Origin of the sequence: Larkinella sp., assembly GCF_965227735.1 — a bacterium.
Classification (GTDB): domain Bacteria; phylum Bacteroidota; class Bacteroidia; order Cytophagales; family Spirosomataceae; genus Larkinella.
The window spans coordinates 6,136,945-6,152,250 of the sequence record NZ_OZ245776.1 but is presented as its reverse complement, the minus strand read 5'-3'; the positions used below and the strand labels follow the sequence as shown (position 1 = coordinate 6,152,250).

Sequence of the window (15,306 nt, the reverse complement as noted above, 5' to 3'; positions counted from 1 at the left end):
CCGGTTTTTCAGATCAGGGCAGCACTTCACATACGATACCGGCTTTGGTTAACAGGCGGATCACGACCTGCTCAGTCAGCGGACTCGGCGAGTCCTCCGGGGCCTCGATCCGCAACACACAGTCACGGTCTTCCATATCGACGCTCCACCGGCAAATGCCCCGGAGTTTACACAACCGGCAAGCCGCTTTGTGAAGCCGTTGCCCGGAATTGATGTTCGTTCGAAAAACCAGTACGTTCATCAGGGTGTGGATCCACACCCTGTCAGCGGTCGAAGACCCTGACAGGGTGGCGTTGATAAATTGCAAATGGCTCACCCTGTCAGGAACTTTGACCGTACGACGGCCCGGCGCAGAGGAAAGCAAACGGCTTTGGCTCACCCTGTCAAAGTCTTTGACCGTACGACGGCCCGGCGCAGAGGAAAGCAAACGGCTTTGGCTCACCCTGTCAGGGTCTTTGACCGCTGACAGGGTGAGCCAAAGCCGTTTGCACGATAACGTCGCGCCATTCGGTTTTTTCGGGAATACCGGGTTTCCGTTTGCCAAAAATCAGCGCAATCTGATTGCCTTCGGCGTCGTATAATTCGAGGCTGGTGACAATGCCATCGGTCGTCGGCTTTTTCACGACCCAGGCCGACGCGACATGGTCTTCCCGCAGGTGGAGGTTGAACTGTGGATCGAGCACGTTGAACCACGGCCCCATCGCAACCAGTTTCCGGACTTCGCCCGTATGAATCTGGATGCAACCCCGGTTTCCCACAAAAATCATAATCGGCAACCCGGTTTTGGAAACCTCGGCAAACACACGCTTCACCGCTTCCATCGTGATCGGGAGTGCATAGCCTTCCGGTGCCAGGTGCATGGCCTGCAAACGGGAAACCTTATGTTTCCGCAACATCCCGAAAAACGCGTGCGTATCCTTCAGGTTAAGCCAGGATTCCTGAAAAGCCATCGTGTCGATGTCCGCATCCGGCGTTGGAATGACGGCTTCCGGCTTGGGTTCGAGGTCCAGACTTCCCGTCTGCTCAGCCGACCGGTAGTTGGCAACCAGGGCATCATAAGCCGCCCCGTTGCTTTGGTCGGTCAGGTAAATTTTGTGAACGGCTTCGCCATCTGCGGCAAAAAACTGCAAACTCCGGCGGTCGTTTTCGTGGACGGCAAACCCGAACTTCCAGTTTGTCAGAAACAGGCGCAGGTCGATATCTTCGCCCAACACCAGCCCAACATGGCCGTTGAAGGACACGTTGAGGTACTCGCCTTTTCGTTCGTGAACCACGCTGTCGTTGCGGGTCAGGGCCATGACGTAGCCCAGCGTCGGCACTTCCTTCAGCAGTTCGCGAAAATCACCTTCCAGTTGGATGGCGGTTTCGCCCAGGCCCGTTGCCACCAGCTCGGCTTCGCTGACACCCAGTTGGTTAGCCGCATCGCGAATGCGCACTTTGGGATTTTCGGCCTTAAAAGCCGCATACTGTTTTTTGAGATCCAGAACGGTTGTTGTCATGTTTTTGGTTCGCTAAATTGGAGAAGGAAAGGGAACAGGAACAGTTTGCCGGGTGTGAACGATCAACGGACCATCCAGCTCCGGCTGGTGAATAATTTGTACGGATAACTGAAACGCTTTAAAAATGGAATCGGCGGTCAGAACGGAAACCGGTTTGCCAAAAGCCAGCGCCTTGCCCTCCTTGAGCAACAGCACTTTGTCGGCGTATTGCATCACCAGATTGAGGTCGTGCAGAATGGCGATGACGCCGTAGCCGCGCCGGGTCAACTCGCTGGCGACTTCCAGCAAACTGTGCTGGTAATAAAAATCCAGCCCCGTGGTCGGTTCGTCGAGCAGCAGGTATTTGGGTTGGCGAATGGGCGCTTCGGGCTGGTTCATTTCGTCAGCATCCATCAGTTGAGCCAGTATTTTAGCCAGATGAACCCGTTGCTGCTCCCCGCCCGACAGCGTTGGTACAGCCCGACCGGCCAAATGCGTTATACCGGTTCGTTCCAGGGCATACGCGACAATCGCCTGATCTTCAGGCCGCGGGTGGCCTTCAAAATGCGGATACCGCCCCATCATCACCAACTCGTAGACGCTGAATTCGAAGGCCAGCGGGTTTTGCTGGGCCAAAACCGCCCGTCGCCGGGCCAGTTCCAGGGCCGAAAATCCCTGAATCGGTTTTTTATCCAGCAACACCTGCCCCTCCGTGGGCGTCAGTTCCCGGCTAAAGGTTTTCAGCAAAGTCGACTTCCCGGCCCCATTGGCTCCCACCACCGCCACCAGTTCACCCGCCCTCACTGCCAGCGACACGTCGTCCAGCAGGGTTTTCCGGTTGATTTGGTAGGTGATATGTTGCGCTTCCAGCATAGAACTTCGTTGTTAATTCGTTTTCAGAATACGGCCCACCGAAAACCTACTTTCCCCCCGCGCCCCGCACCAGCATGAACAGAAAGGTTGGCGCGCCGATCATTCCGGTAATGATTCCGATGGGCAGTTCGGCGGGGGCCACCAGCGTTCGGGCAACGAGGTCCGATAACGTCAGGACAATGGCTCCCAACAAAGCGGAACCGGGCAATACTGTGCGGTGGTTGGCACCCGAAACGAGACGGATCAGATGCGGAATGACCAGCCCGATGAAACCGATGACGCCCGAAACCGCCACCGCAACGCCCACACCGAGCGTGGCCAGAACGACCACATTCCGTTTCAGTTTGGATACATCCACGCCGAGGTGTCCGGCCTGACTCTCGCCCAGCGCGAAGGCATTCATGGGTTTGCTCAGACGCGGCATCAGTAGAACCGGCACCAGCAGAAAGGGCGTGGCCACCTGCAATACCTCCCAACTGGCACCGCCCAGGCTGCCCAGACTCCAGTAGGAAATGGCCCGAAGCTGGGCATCATCGGCCAGATACATCATCAGTCCGCGCAGGGCTTCGCAAAAAACGTTGATGGCAACGCCGACCAGCAACATTGTTGAGACCACGGTCCGACCGTTTTTACGAGCCAGGGTATAGACCAGGAGCGTCGTGCCGACCGCACCGGCAAAAGCCGCCAGTGACAGCGCGTACAAACCGGATAGCGACGACAGATCGCTGAAAACCCGCAGTTGCAGCACGATCATCAAAACCGCCATGACCGATGCGCCCGACGAAATACCGATCAGGCCCGGGTCCGCCAGGGGGTTCCGGAACAAACCCTGAATGGCGGCTCCCGAAATTCCCAACACGGCCCCCACCAGCACGCCCAGCAGGATTCGCGGCAACCGGATGACGGTCAAAACCGTCTCCTGCTGCGGTTCTACGACGCCAACTTCCCAACCAATCTGTTTGAGGAGAATGGCCAGAACATCCGGAATGGGAATCGACACGGCACCAATGCCCACCGACCAGATCATCACGACAATCAGCAGGACGGCCAGCAAGCCGTTCAGCCACCAGCCTTTGGAGCGGGACAAGCCGGGCCGCGAAGCCTGCGGGAGCGGCCGGGTCGTTGCGAGTGGGGACAAATCCGTTTGCATCCGTGTGGGTCTATTCCGTTTTATTTTAAGGATACTTCCTGACTGAGTTTCCGGCTCAACTCCTGCACGGCCAGCCCCAGTCGCGGACTAAAACCGGTCAGCAACTGCCCGTCCATCTCAATCACCCGGCGGTTCCGACCAGCATTGGTTTGGGCCACGCCCTGTATTTTCAGCAAACCGTCGATCCCACCCAGGCTTTCCAATCCGCTCGTAAACAGCAGAATCACATCCGGATTACCGCTCACCAGCGCTTCCGGTGTCAGCGGTTTAAAGTTTTCGAAGTCGTTGAAGGCATTCTGCGCCCCGGCCAGTTGGATGATTTTTTCGATGGGTGTATTCCGGCCCGAAACCATCATGGTTCCGGTGCCACGAGCGTAGATGAATAGTACTTTCTGGACTTTAGCCGGTTTTCGTACCCTGGCCAGATCGGCGTCCAGTTTGCGGGTGAGGGCCACTGCTTTCGCCGAAGCACCAAAGGCTTTCGCGACCTCAGTAATCAGTTTTTTGGTGCCAGCCACGCTCGCTTCCTGCTCAAAAATCAGTGTTTTCACCCCGGCACTTTTGAATTGTTGCAGCACTTCCGGCTTCAGATCCATGCTTCCATTGGATCGAGTGACAACGATGATGGTAGGACGCAGGGCCAGAACGGCTTCGGCACCGATGTTCCGATTGTGGCCCACTTTCGGAATTTTCTCCAGAGTGACCGGATAGGTACTGGTAATATCGACGCCGACCAACTGGTTTTGCAGCCCCAGACCGCAGAGAATTTCGGTCAGGGTTCCGTTCAGGGAGACGATTCGCTCGGTTTTCGGAACGCCCTGTGCAAACGTCGTAACACGGAGCGTCAGGAGGATGATAAGCCAATAGAGTTTCTTCGCCATGATGAACCAGTCGTTTGGGTAGCACAAATTAATTAGACTATTTCTAAATAAACAACTATTGAGCCGTATTATTTTTTACTAGTCTAAATTAGAATTGCGTCGAAACGAAGGGAATACGCTTAAAAACAAAAAAGCCGCCCATTGCCGGGCGGCTTTCGTACGTTATAGAAACGTAGAATTATTTTGCTGAATCAGCAGCCATGCTGTCAGTTGCCATCGTCGTGTCAGACATCATAGAAGAGTCTGAAGACATTGCAGTTGAGTCCGTCGTTGAAGTTGTATCTTCAGCTTTTTTAGATTGACAAGCAGCAGCCAAAGAAACCATTGTAGCAACGAACAATACAGATTTAACGATACGTTTCATGAGAGTAGTTAGTTTAAAAGTTTTTTAGATCTCACCTTTAATACGGGAAAGGCCATTAGGTAACCCATCTTTTTTCAGAAAAATTAAAATTTATTTTTGGGTTACATTTGACCCGGAATCGTATTAAGTATGCAAGGAACCAATGACAGAGTCCAACCGTTTGCATGTATCTGACGACCAACTGCTTGCAGGGCTAGCCAACGGTTCGGACGAGATGCTGGAAGAACTGTACAGGCGGTATTTCCCGATGGTATTACACCTGATCCAGAATAACAGCGGCACCGAAGACGATGCCAAAGATATTTATCAGGAAACGCTGATCGTCCTGTACGAGAAGGTGACGTCGGATTCGCTGGAATTGCATTGCCAGTTAAAGACGTATCTCTATTCGGTGAGTCGCCGACTCTGGCTCAAGCAGTTATCGAAGCGGAGTCGAAACGGCCATTCGCTGATCGATACCGAAGATCTGGCCGATGTGGACGACGATCTGATTGATCACGAAGCCCGTGACCGCCAGTTCGACCTGATGGCCGATTCGCTCGACCGCCTGGGAGAACCCTGCCGGACGTTGCTGGAGGATTTTTACATCCGCCATCTGTCGATGCAGGACATTACCGAAAAATTTGGCTATACGAACGCCGATAATGCCAAAACGCAGAAGTACAAGTGCCTGATGCGGCTTAAACGGTTGTTCTTTTCAGTTTTTAAAGAGGAGTAAGATGATCGACCACCAGAAATTCACCGACTGGATTGACAAATGGCTTCGGAACGAGCTGACGGAAACGGAACGGCTGGAATTTGAAACGCTCCGTCGGTCAGACCCGGTTTTGGCCCAGCGTGCCAATGAGCAACAGCAACTGGCGAAAGCCCTGAAAAATTATGGCCAGCGGACGGACTTCCGCAGTCGACTGAACCGGATTCATGCCCGCCTGGACATGGACGCCGTTCGGGACGAAGCCAGCCAGGTGTCTAACGTTCGGAAACTGCACCGCAACGGCGGAACGATCCGGCAGTTGTGGCAAACCTACCGCCCCATTCTGGCGGTGGCGGCTTCGGTTGCGCTCATCACGACCTTCGGAACGCTGATGCTGGTGCGGCAATACCAGTCGAGCCACAAGCAACAGGAACAATACAGCATGATGCGCCGAGACTTACAGGCCATCCGGCGCTCGCAAAACGCGATTTTGCAGGATCTGAACGCCCGCGAACGCGCCTTGCAGATCAATCCGGGTCAGGTGGCCGGTTCGGGCTTTCTGCTGTCGCCGGACGGGTATCTGGTCACCAACACGCACATCATTCAGGATGCCGACTCGGTGTATATCCAAAGTACACACGGGGATATTTACAAAGCGAAGGTCGTTTACGCCGACCGCAAATATGACCTGGCCATTTTGCAGGTTCACGAGGACAGTGCCTTTCGGGGAAAAACCGTCCTGCCCTACGGTTTTGAAGCCGGGCCGACTGATCTCGGCGAACGCGTCTTTACGCTGGGTTTTCCACGGGAAGAAATCGTTTACGGTGAAGGCTATCTGAGTTCGAAAACCGGGTACCGGGGCGACTCCACAGCGTATCAGGTGGCCATCAGTGTCAACCCCGGGAACTCCGGTGGTCCGCTGCTGGACGAAAAAGGCAATGTGATCGGCATCATCAGTGGCAAGCAGACCTCCACGGAAGGAGCAACGTTTGCCATCAAAACGGACTATTTATTCCGGGCCATTTCCGCCATTCCGACCGACTCGCTCAAAAACAGCTCGATCCGGATGAGCCGCAAAAACGGTCTCGCCAAGCTGGCGCGGAAAGATCAGATCAAGAAAATTCAGGAAAGCGTTTACATGGTGAAGGTCTTTAAGCACGAAAAATAGATTGAATTTTGCCCCTAAATCCCGATGCATCGGAATTTAGGGGCAAAAGAGCCGACCTCGTCAAGGGGTCGGCTTTTTTATGGGCTTCATTTACCAAATTAAAATTAAGCGTTACCTTGTCCCTTCAATCGACGTCTTAGCAACCCCTTGACCCATTCTAAACGAACGCTTAACCATGCAGGCCAGTGTCAGTAACCGAAAGCCCGCGGCTTTCACCGATAAGAAGTACCTCATTACCCTCGTATTTGTCACCTCCCTGTTCATGTTCTGGGGCATTGCCATCACGATGGGCGATGTGCTCAACAAACACTTTCAGCATGTGCTGAGCCTGACCAAAACCCAGTCGGCTTTCGTCCAGTTTGCGATTTTCGGGGCCTATTTCGTCATGGGAATTCCCGCCGGTCTTTTCATGAAGCGGTTTGGCTACAAAGCCGGTGTTTTGCTGGGCCTGGGCCTATTTGCTACGGGAGCCTTTCTGTTCGTTCCGGCGGCCAACGCGGCTTCCTTTACCTACTTCGGGCTGGCGCTGTTCATCCTGGGCTGCGGACTGTCCACCCTCGAAACCGTGGCTCACCCTTTTGTGGCTTCGCTCGGCGACCAGCGCACGAGCGACCAGCGAATCAATTTTGCCCAGGCATTCAATGCATTGGGAGCCATCATGGGACCCGCCATCGGTGCCTACTTTCTGCTGAGAGGCAATACGGAAGGAAGCACGGATCTGACGTCGGTCAAGACGCTCTACATCGTTATCGGCAGCGTCATCGCCGGGATCGCGGTGCTGTTTTCGTTCGTCAAAGTCCCCGCCCTCACCGACCCGCACGGTGCGGCTGCCGTTGATCCGGAAGCCGTCAATGTGGATAGTGAACCGGGGAAGGGCCTTTTTCAGCACCGGCATTTCGTCTGGTCGGTGATTGCCCAATTTTTCAATGTCGCGGCCCAAGCCGGTACCTGGGCGTTTTTCATCAATTACGGCCACGAAAAAATGGGCTTTTCCGATGAAACCGCCGGGAACTACATGGTCTTGTTCATGGGTCTCATGCTCGCCGGGCGGTTTGTCGGGACTTTCCTGATGCGCTTTATCGCTCCCCATTCGCTGCTGGCGATCTTTGCCGCCAGCAACATCGTCATGTGTCTCATCATCGCCCAAAGCTGGGGATGGCCGTCATTCATCGCCCTGCTGATGCTGAACTTCTTTTTCAGCATCATGTTCCCGACCATTTTCAGTTTGGGTTTGAAAAACCTGGGTTCGCACACGCAGCAAGCCGCATCGTTTATTTCGATGGGCGTCTGCGGTGGTGCGCTCTTTCCGTTTGCGATGGGTGCCGTCGCCGAATACGATGTGGCGGCCGCCTATTACCTCCCGATCATTTGTTACGCCGTCATTTTTCTGTTCGGTTCCAAATTTTCGAAGCCGGTTTAAGCATCCCCTGTTGACGGTATTGCTTTGCGAAACGCCAGCCTTGCACTGGCGTTTCTTTTTTAGGCAAGTCTGGCAGATTATTTGTTTGTAAAACAAATAACACCACGTTCTCCCTAAATATCGACATGGCACGCAGGTATCTCTCCATTTTTCTTTTCTTATTCCTGAGCAGCCCGGTTTTCGCCCAACAAATCACGATGCGCGAACTCATCGACCTAACCTGTCTGAAAACCGCACAGGTTGATTCCTGCCTGTTCCGAAAGGGCTTTCTATTTAAAAACCGCTCCGAAAGTGTAGCAAATCCGGCTTGTATTTACGAATTTCAGGCGTTTCCCTACGTCAGTACGCTGACCCAAACATCGGCCCTGATTCTGTACATTTGCAACGGTCGGCTGGGTTTACTGAATTTTCAGCAGCCTTCCAAAACCGTGCAGGCGGTTTTGCGCCGGGAATTGATCGGAATGGGCTTTCAACCCGCCGAAACCGTGGCCGGTTCGGAATTGACGGAACGCCAGATCTTTTACAAAGATAAAATCGTTGTCAGTTTCAAACCCGCCGACTCGGGCAACGGTATTGCCGGAAACTATACCGGTTATAGTATTTCAATTCACCACGAGCGACGGCTGTGAGGGGCGGACGAGACTGCGAATTGCAAATTCGCGACAGAGTGGGTCAAGATTGCAACGGCGCCGGCCGCCCGTTCTCGACCAGCGTTTCGTATTTCGCTTTTTAAATAGGGTTTTACATGTCGAATATTTCTATCATTATTGAAGAACGCCCGGCCGACATTGGCCATTTTCTGGTCGGCCGACTCCTCCCCTTTCGCGAAAAAAGGATGGTGGGGCCTTTTATTTTTATCGACCACATGGGGCCTGCCCACCTGAGCGATCACGAGAACATCGACATCGGCCCCCATCCGCACATCGGCCTGTCGACCCTTACCTATCTCTTCGACGGAGCCATTTTCCACAAAGATACCCTCGGCACGGAAGTAGAAATCACCCCCGGTCAGGTCAACTGGATGACAGCCGGAAGAGGCATTGTCCATTCGGAACGAACCCCGGAACACCTGCGCCATTCGGACAAAAACCTGCACGGTTTGCAAATCTGGGTGGCTCTGCCGAAAGACCTGGAAGAAATGCCGCCTTCGTTCTTCCACGCGAATGCCGACGAAATACCGGTCTGGGAAACCGACGGCGTTTCCTACAAACTGATTGCGGGAACGGCTTTTGGCCGCAAATCACCCGTGCCGGTGTACAGCGACCTGTTCTTCCTGGAAATCAAAAGTCCAGCAACGAAAACCCTGACCATTGGCCATGAACTCGCGGGCGAAGCGGGTCTGTATATTCTGGAAGGGAGCATCGAGAGTGAGGGGCATACCTACGAACCCAAACGCATTCTGGTGGCTAAAAACAGCCAGCTTTGCGAATTTACGATCAACGCCAACAGCACGGTTTATATTTTTGGCGGAGAACCCTTTGTCGAACCGCGCCACATCTACTGGAATTTTGTAGCCACCAGCCTGGAACGCATCGAACAGGCCAAACAGCAGTGGCAGAAGGGTGAATTTCCGATGATCGAAGGCGAAACCGACGTGGTGCCGTTGCCGCCCGATCCTCCCTATCTGAAGCAAAAACCGTAAGAGCTGCGCTATTTATGGCCAGATCACCGAGCGGTCGATGCCTGAAAGAGTCGCCCGCCCCGTCAGGATCATGGCCAGTTCCAGTTCATGTTGCAGGATTTGCAGCACTTTGGCCACGCCCTCGGCTCCTCCGCAGGCCAGGCCATAACAGATCGGTTTACCAACCAAAACCGCACTGGCACCCAGGGCAATGGCTTTCAGCACATCCGTTCCGCGTCGGATTCCGCCATCTAGCAAAATCGGCATTCGCTGGTCGACGCGCTCCGCAATACGCGGCAGGGCGTCGATCGTGGCGGGTACGGTATCCAGATTCCGGCCACCGTGGTTGGAAACGATGATGCCCGAAACGCCCGACTCAACCGCCCTTTCGGCATCGTCCGGGTTTAGAATGCCCTTCAGCAAAACCGGTGTTTTGGCAAACGACTGAATCCACTCGATGTCTTTCCAGGTAAGCGGTTTTTTTTCGACCAGCGGCCCGCCCATGTGGGGCGTGCGTACGCCGTCCGGCAATTTAAATCGGCTCCGGTGTTCCCGGTTCCGGACGCCGGGCGTGGGCGTATCCACGGTAATGCAAAGGGCGCGATAGCCCAGAGCTTCCGCTTCCTGAATCAGATTTTGGGTAAACGCCCGGTCGTCCCGAACGTAAAGCTGAAACCAGAGGGGCTGCGTTGCCCGCTCCGCAATTTCGGCGAGGGGCGTGGTCGTAAACGAACTGACAACGTACAGTGCCGAAGCGGCTCCGGCTCCCCGGACGGTAGCCAGTTCCCCTTCGGGGTGCAGGAGCCGATGATAGGCCGTGGGCGCAATCAGAATGGGATGCGATAAGCGGGTTCCAAAAAGCGACACGCTGGTGTCGAGCCGACTCACATCTGTCAAAACCGTCGGGTTGAGCCTGATCGCATCCAGCGCCTGCCGGTTCCAGCGGAGGGTCAGCTCGTCGGCGGCCCCGCTCGCTACGTATTCGTACGCCATTTTCGTCATCCAGTCAACCGCGCTTTCTTCAAAGTCGAACAGATTGAGCAACATCGATACATCACGCGTCAGGCCACCGGGCGGTCTTTCTTCCATACGGATTCTCTTGTTTTCCAATGTATAAATGAAAAATCCGGTCCAATTCTACCCGAAAAATCAGCTATTTATCCGAAACATGCCTGTCATTTCATTCGATCCTTTCCTGGCCGTATTTCGGTGCCAACTGAGCCAACGGTTCACAACTTACCGTTCAGTAAAAACCGTTTCCGAGACGATGGATTCCGGGTTTCAGAATGATACCTTAGCACTCGTTCCTGCCTGGTATATCGGGGCGGAACACCCACCCCGCTTCATCAACACCCGACTGGTCCTTCATTCATCCTAAATCCTTCCTCCTACCGTCATGGCAATCAAACGTGTTATTGCTCATTTCATGCATGAGTTTGAGCAGGCTGCCGCCCGGCAATTGCTCTCTCAGGCCGAAGAAACCGAGAGTTTTGTCATTGGCAGTGCCGACGACCTCCAGATTGCGGCCCTGCGTGAACAGGGGCTGATTGTGGAAGAAATCCCGGTTTCGGAACCCTCAGCCGATGAACCTCGTCGGGCGGGGAGTTTCTCCGTCGGCCGACCCCGGGGCGGTTTTGTGGAGAATGCAGAGGCTTTTCCGCGCGACATCGATTTTTACAAAGTATATCTGAATGGCCCGTTGCTGGAATCGCAGCGGAATCGGTTGCAGGTGCTGGACGTCAGCCCGATCGAGTTTTTTCCGCCCAACTCCTTCTCCGCCCGACTGTCCATTGCTCAGGTGCAGGATTTACGCAACGAAACCTTCGTCACAGACGTAGTGCTCTACGCCACACCCGTCATCAGGAGCAGAACGGCTACCCGTGGTGTCGGCGGGGGCATTCCGCAGGTGGGCAGTATAAAAACCTACGACGTCCTGCTCCATTTGCCCGACGACCTCGACATCGTGGTGGATGCCCTCCGCGACCGGAATACGCTGGTGGTTCGGGCGAAGGGGCGGAAAATTCGCATTCAGGCACTGGAAGACGACCCCCTGCTCGACGACCTCCGATCAATGTCAGAAGTGTTTGATATTGAAGAATATACACTCCCGAAACTCTTCAACGACGCGGCCCGTCAGTTGCTCCGGATCGACAACGCCCCCTTGCCGCCGGGGCTGACGACCACCAACATTTCCCAAACCGGAACCGGTCAGATTGTGGGCGTGGCCGATACCGGGATCGACGACACGCACCCGGATCTGGTCAATCGCCTGATCGGAGCGGTGGGTTTGGGACGGCCCGGTGATCATTCCGACCCGAACGGCCACGGAACCCACGTGGCCGGATCAGTAGCCGGTGACGGATCGGCGTCGGGCGGAGCCATCCGGGGAACGGCTCCCGGAGCCTCCCTCTTTTTCCAGTCTCTGCTCGATGCGCGGGGCGAATTGGGCGGTTTGCCGCTCAACCTCGCCGATCTGTTTGAAGAGGCTTACCGTCGGGGAGCGCGGATTCATAACAACAGTTGGGGTGCCAATACGGAAGCGCGCTACACCTTCAATTCCAACGAGGTAGACGAGTATGTCGATCAACACCGGGATATGCTCATTGTCATTGCGGCCGGCAACGACGGCGACGCGTCCAAAGCCAGCCAGCGGGTGCAGCCCGGTTTTGCTGACTGGCTTTCGGTGGGGTCGCCGGCGACGGCCAAAAACGCCCTGACGGTGGGTGCCAGCCGCAGCAACCGCACGACAGGTGGACTCGCAGCGCTCACCTACGGCAACGTCTGGAGTGGTTCGTTTCCGATCAACCCCAGTTCGTCAGAAACCGTGTCGGGCGATCCCACCTCCCTGGCCGAGTTCAGCAGCCGGGGGCCGTGCGACGACGAGCGGATCAAGCCCGATGTGGTGGCTCCCGGAACCGACATCGTTTCGGCCAAATCCAAACTGGCCCCCCTCCGGAACTTCTGGGGACCCGACACCCGCCCGGAATACGCCTACAACGGCGGCACCAGCATGGCCTCTCCGCTCGTGGCCGGTTGTGCCGCGCTGGTTCGTCAGTATTACACCGAAGACCGGAACCTGGCCGAACCCAGTGCGGCCCTGCTCCGGGCCACGCTCGTCAACGGCACCAAATGGCTGACGGGCCGAAGTGCCGTGGCCGAACACCCTACCCTGCCCAATTTTCACCAGGGTTTTGGCGGTATCGATATGGGCCGGACCATTCCGAACGCAGCGGAAACCTTTGATCTGGTTTTTATCGATTCCTGGAAAAAAGATCCCCAACTCCGGTTTGTGCGAACCGGCCAGCGGTTTCAGTTTGCGTTTAACCTTCCGGCGGCAAGCTGGCTGCGGCTGTGTCTGGTCTACACGGATTCTCCCGGCCGCTCCCTGCAAAACGACCTGGATCTGACGCTGGAATACCGCCCGGCGGCCGGGCCTGCCACCAAATGGGTCGGCAATCAGGACGCCGTGGCCAATCAGTTGCTGAAGACGCCGGATCGTAAAAACAACGTGGAGGTGATTCGGCTGGAGGCTGCGCAACCGGGGCGGTATCTGATCAAGGTGAGTGCCTATAACATTCCCAAACCGATTTCGCAGGATTTTGCGCTGGTGCTAACGGCCCCTTCCATCCAGAATTTCGGACGTATTTAACCCGGTTTTCCCCTTAGAACAATGGTATTCCGCATGATTCAGGCCGAGTTTGGCGATTGTTTGATTTTAGAGACCCCGGATTCTGCCGGAGTTATCCGCTACATCCTGATCGACGGCGGGCCGGAACGAACGTATGACGATCACCTCAGCGGGGAACTGGACGCCATCAAGCAACGGGGTGGGCAGCTCGATCTGGTGGTGCTGAGCCACGTCGATGGCGACCATATCGTGGGTTTACTGGATTTGTTTTCGGAACTGCTGCAACGCCCGCAAATCTCGATTTCGCAACTCTGGTTCAACAGTTTCGACAAAGCCATCGGGCAGAACAACACCATCGCCGTTCGCGTCAGTGCGGTTTTTCAGCAGGCGGGTATGCAGGGCGTCCGCATGGCGAATACCGAAGAAGTAACGATTCAATCCATCAATCAGGGCAACAAACTGCGAACCCGGGCGCAGCAACTGAACATTCCGATTAACCCCAACGTACCGAACGGCCTGCTCAAAGCCACAGCCAATCCCTTCAAACTGCAAATCGGCGGAATAACGCTCACGGTGGTTGGCCCCACCGCCCGAAACCTGACCGAACTGCGAAAGGAATGGCAAAAGTGGCTCGATAAACAGGAAGAAGCCGTGGCCTCCGCCGATATCGAAAGTTTTGCGATGGCCGACGAAAGTATTCCAAACCTGAGCAGCGTCTGTCTGCTGGCCGAATCGAACGGCGTTCGGGTGCTGCTGACCGGCGACGCCCGGGGTGATCATCTGCTGCAAGGCCTGAAGCAGACCCGCTTGTTACAGCCCGACGGCTCCATCGATGTCGATGTGCTGAAAGTTCCTCACCACGGCAGCGACCGCAACGTAACGCTGGATTTTTTCCGGAAAGTGCGGGCCAGGCAATACGTCATTTCGGCCAATGGGAAACACGGCAACCCGGATTACGACACCCTGAAATGGATCGTTACGGCAGCAACGGTTCAACAACGCCCCATCGAACTGGTTTTGTCGAACCATACGCCCCTGATTCAGCAGTTTCTGGACGATTTTCCGCAGAACGAAAATACGTACCAGATCCGGTTTATGCCCACCGGAGCACACTCGATGGTGGTTTAATGCGGCATGTTCATGGCACGGCGGAAGCCGTTTTGGTTTCAGCGAACTCCGTCGGAAGCCGAATAACGACCCACGTTCCTTTTCCTTCTTCGCTTGCAATGAGGCACCGGCCACCCAGCAGGGCCATTTTTTGGTTTATCGTTTGGATCGCAGCCGAAAACCTGCCTGGCTCAGCAGGCAGGGTAAATCCGTAGTTTTCATCACTCAGGGTGATATACAACGAGGACAGGACGTATTTTAACCGGATCGTCAATGTCGTTCCTGCTGATCTTTCCAAAACCGTTTTGGCAAGTTCCTGGACAAGTTGAAGCAAAATCGGTTCGGCCCGGTGTGAAACGGGCCGAACCGCGCCATGCCGGGTAAGATCGACCTCGAACGGGCCTGATTGACGGATCCGATCGCAGATTTTTTTCAACCCCTCCCACAAATCCGGGTTCCGGCCCTTCTTCAGGGTGTTTGAAACGCCCCGCACGGCCTGAATGCTGGTCTGAAGTGAATCGAAGGCCTTTTTGAAATCAGGCGTAGTGGAAGAATCGCCGATTTTCTCTTCGATGGTGTAGATGACCAATTGCGTCACGGTTAGCAATTGCCCGACGTTTTCGTGAAGTTCGTCGGCCGTTTCCTCTAGAAGCACCTGCTGCATTGCCAGCCGGGAAGCCAGACTTTCCCGTTCCAGGGTTTCTTGTCTTAACCGATGGCTGAGCTGGTTTCGAAACTGTTTTTGCCGAACCAATAACAGGAAGAGACCGACACTGATTGCCCCTGTCATCAGTATAAAAACCGGGAGATACCCAACTTCACAATCCATAAAGGCCCCGGTTGCTGCACTCCTCCGCCTTCCCGAATAGATTCACCATATTTTCAATTGTTTAGGTCAACGAAGGTCACTGGCTTTTCCAAA

Annotated in this window: 15 protein-coding genes; 7 read left to right on the top strand and 8 right to left on the bottom strand. The window is 55.1% G+C overall.

Translation table 11 applies throughout. The features are described from left to right. Window positions 1-13: 13 nt before the first annotated feature. From ACO064_RS24080 to ACO064_RS24055, 6 genes are all read right to left on the bottom strand, one after another. Window positions 14-241: a hypothetical protein gene (locus ACO064_RS24080; protein WP_421829751.1), complete on the bottom strand. Its 228-nt coding sequence runs from the start codon at window positions 239-241 to the stop codon at window positions 14-16. A gap of 205 nt (window positions 242-446) precedes the next feature. Beyond that, complete coding sequence (locus tag ACO064_RS24075; protein ID WP_421829750.1) at window positions 447-1,499, bottom strand: hemin-degrading factor; 1,053 nt, start codon at window positions 1,497-1,499, stop codon at window positions 447-449. Window positions 1,500-1,511: 12 nt separating this feature from the next. Beyond that, window positions 1,512-2,351 carry a heme ABC transporter ATP-binding protein gene (locus tag ACO064_RS24070; RefSeq protein ID WP_421829749.1) on the bottom strand — a complete coding sequence of 280 codons (840 nt, stop codon included), beginning with the start codon at window positions 2,349-2,351 and terminating at the stop codon, window positions 1,512-1,514. Between the two features lie 46 nt (window positions 2,352-2,397). Beyond that, a complete protein-coding gene (locus ACO064_RS24065) occupies window positions 2,398-3,489 on the bottom strand; it encodes a FecCD family ABC transporter permease (RefSeq protein WP_421829748.1) in 1,092 nt (363 codons plus the stop codon). A gap of 32 nt (window positions 3,490-3,521) precedes the next feature. Beyond that, window positions 3,522-4,382, bottom strand: coding sequence for a heme/hemin ABC transporter substrate-binding protein (locus ACO064_RS24060; protein WP_421829747.1), 861 nt, complete (start codon window positions 4,380-4,382; stop codon window positions 3,522-3,524). A gap of 178 nt (window positions 4,383-4,560) precedes the next feature. Then, on the bottom strand, window positions 4,561-4,746 hold the full coding sequence (locus ACO064_RS24055) for a hypothetical protein (RefSeq protein ID WP_114405693.1): 186 nt from the start codon (window positions 4,744-4,746) through the stop codon (window positions 4,561-4,563). A 142-nt stretch (window positions 4,747-4,888) separates the two neighbouring features. On the opposite strand from ACO064_RS24055, the gene ACO064_RS24050 reads away from it, so the two are divergent. From ACO064_RS24050 to ACO064_RS24030, 5 genes are all read left to right on the top strand, one after another. Then, on the top strand, window positions 4,889-5,464 hold the full coding sequence (locus ACO064_RS24050; RefSeq protein WP_421829746.1) for an RNA polymerase sigma factor: 576 nt from the start codon (window positions 4,889-4,891) through the stop codon (window positions 5,462-5,464). A 1-nt stretch (window position 5,465) separates the two neighbouring features. Then, window positions 5,466-6,608 carry a trypsin-like peptidase domain-containing protein gene (locus ACO064_RS24045; protein WP_421829745.1) on the top strand — a complete coding sequence of 381 codons (1,143 nt, stop codon included), beginning with the start codon at window positions 5,466-5,468 and terminating at the stop codon, window positions 6,606-6,608. 175 nt (window positions 6,609-6,783) lie between these two features. Next, entirely contained in the window at window positions 6,784-8,028 is a 1,245-nt protein-coding gene (locus tag ACO064_RS24040; protein WP_421829744.1) for a sugar MFS transporter, read from the top strand. A gap of 125 nt (window positions 8,029-8,153) precedes the next feature. Then, window positions 8,154-8,657 carry a hypothetical protein gene (locus ACO064_RS24035; RefSeq protein ID WP_421829743.1) on the top strand — a complete coding sequence of 168 codons (504 nt, stop codon included), beginning with the start codon at window positions 8,154-8,156 and terminating at the stop codon, window positions 8,655-8,657. A 116-nt stretch (window positions 8,658-8,773) separates the two neighbouring features. Beyond that, entirely contained in the window at window positions 8,774-9,670 is an 897-nt protein-coding gene (locus tag ACO064_RS24030) for a pirin family protein (protein WP_421829742.1), read from the top strand. Between the two features lie 12 nt (window positions 9,671-9,682). Here ACO064_RS24030 and ACO064_RS24025 read toward each other — a convergent pair whose 3' ends face one another. Continuing rightward, entirely contained in the window at window positions 9,683-10,738 is a 1,056-nt protein-coding gene (locus ACO064_RS24025) for an alpha-hydroxy acid oxidase (protein WP_421829741.1), read from the bottom strand. A 307-nt stretch (window positions 10,739-11,045) separates the two neighbouring features. Between ACO064_RS24025 and ACO064_RS24020 the strand changes: the two genes are divergently transcribed. Both ACO064_RS24020 and ACO064_RS24015 read left to right on the top strand, forming a co-directional pair. Further along, the gene (locus tag ACO064_RS24020) at window positions 11,046-13,298 is read left to right on the top strand and encodes a S8 family serine peptidase (RefSeq protein ID WP_421829740.1); all 2,253 of its coding nucleotides are present in this window, start codon (window positions 11,046-11,048) and stop codon (window positions 13,296-13,298) included. A gap of 21 nt (window positions 13,299-13,319) precedes the next feature. Next, the gene (locus ACO064_RS24015) at window positions 13,320-14,405 is read left to right on the top strand and encodes a ComEC/Rec2 family competence protein (RefSeq protein WP_421829739.1); all 1,086 of its coding nucleotides are present in this window, start codon (window positions 13,320-13,322) and stop codon (window positions 14,403-14,405) included. A gap of 10 nt (window positions 14,406-14,415) precedes the next feature. On the opposite strand, the gene ACO064_RS24010 is transcribed toward ACO064_RS24015, so the two are convergent. Next, on the bottom strand, window positions 14,416-15,213 hold the full coding sequence (locus tag ACO064_RS24010; protein ID WP_421829738.1) for a sensor histidine kinase: 798 nt from the start codon (window positions 15,211-15,213) through the stop codon (window positions 14,416-14,418). Between the last annotated feature and the right edge of the window lie 93 nt (window positions 15,214-15,306).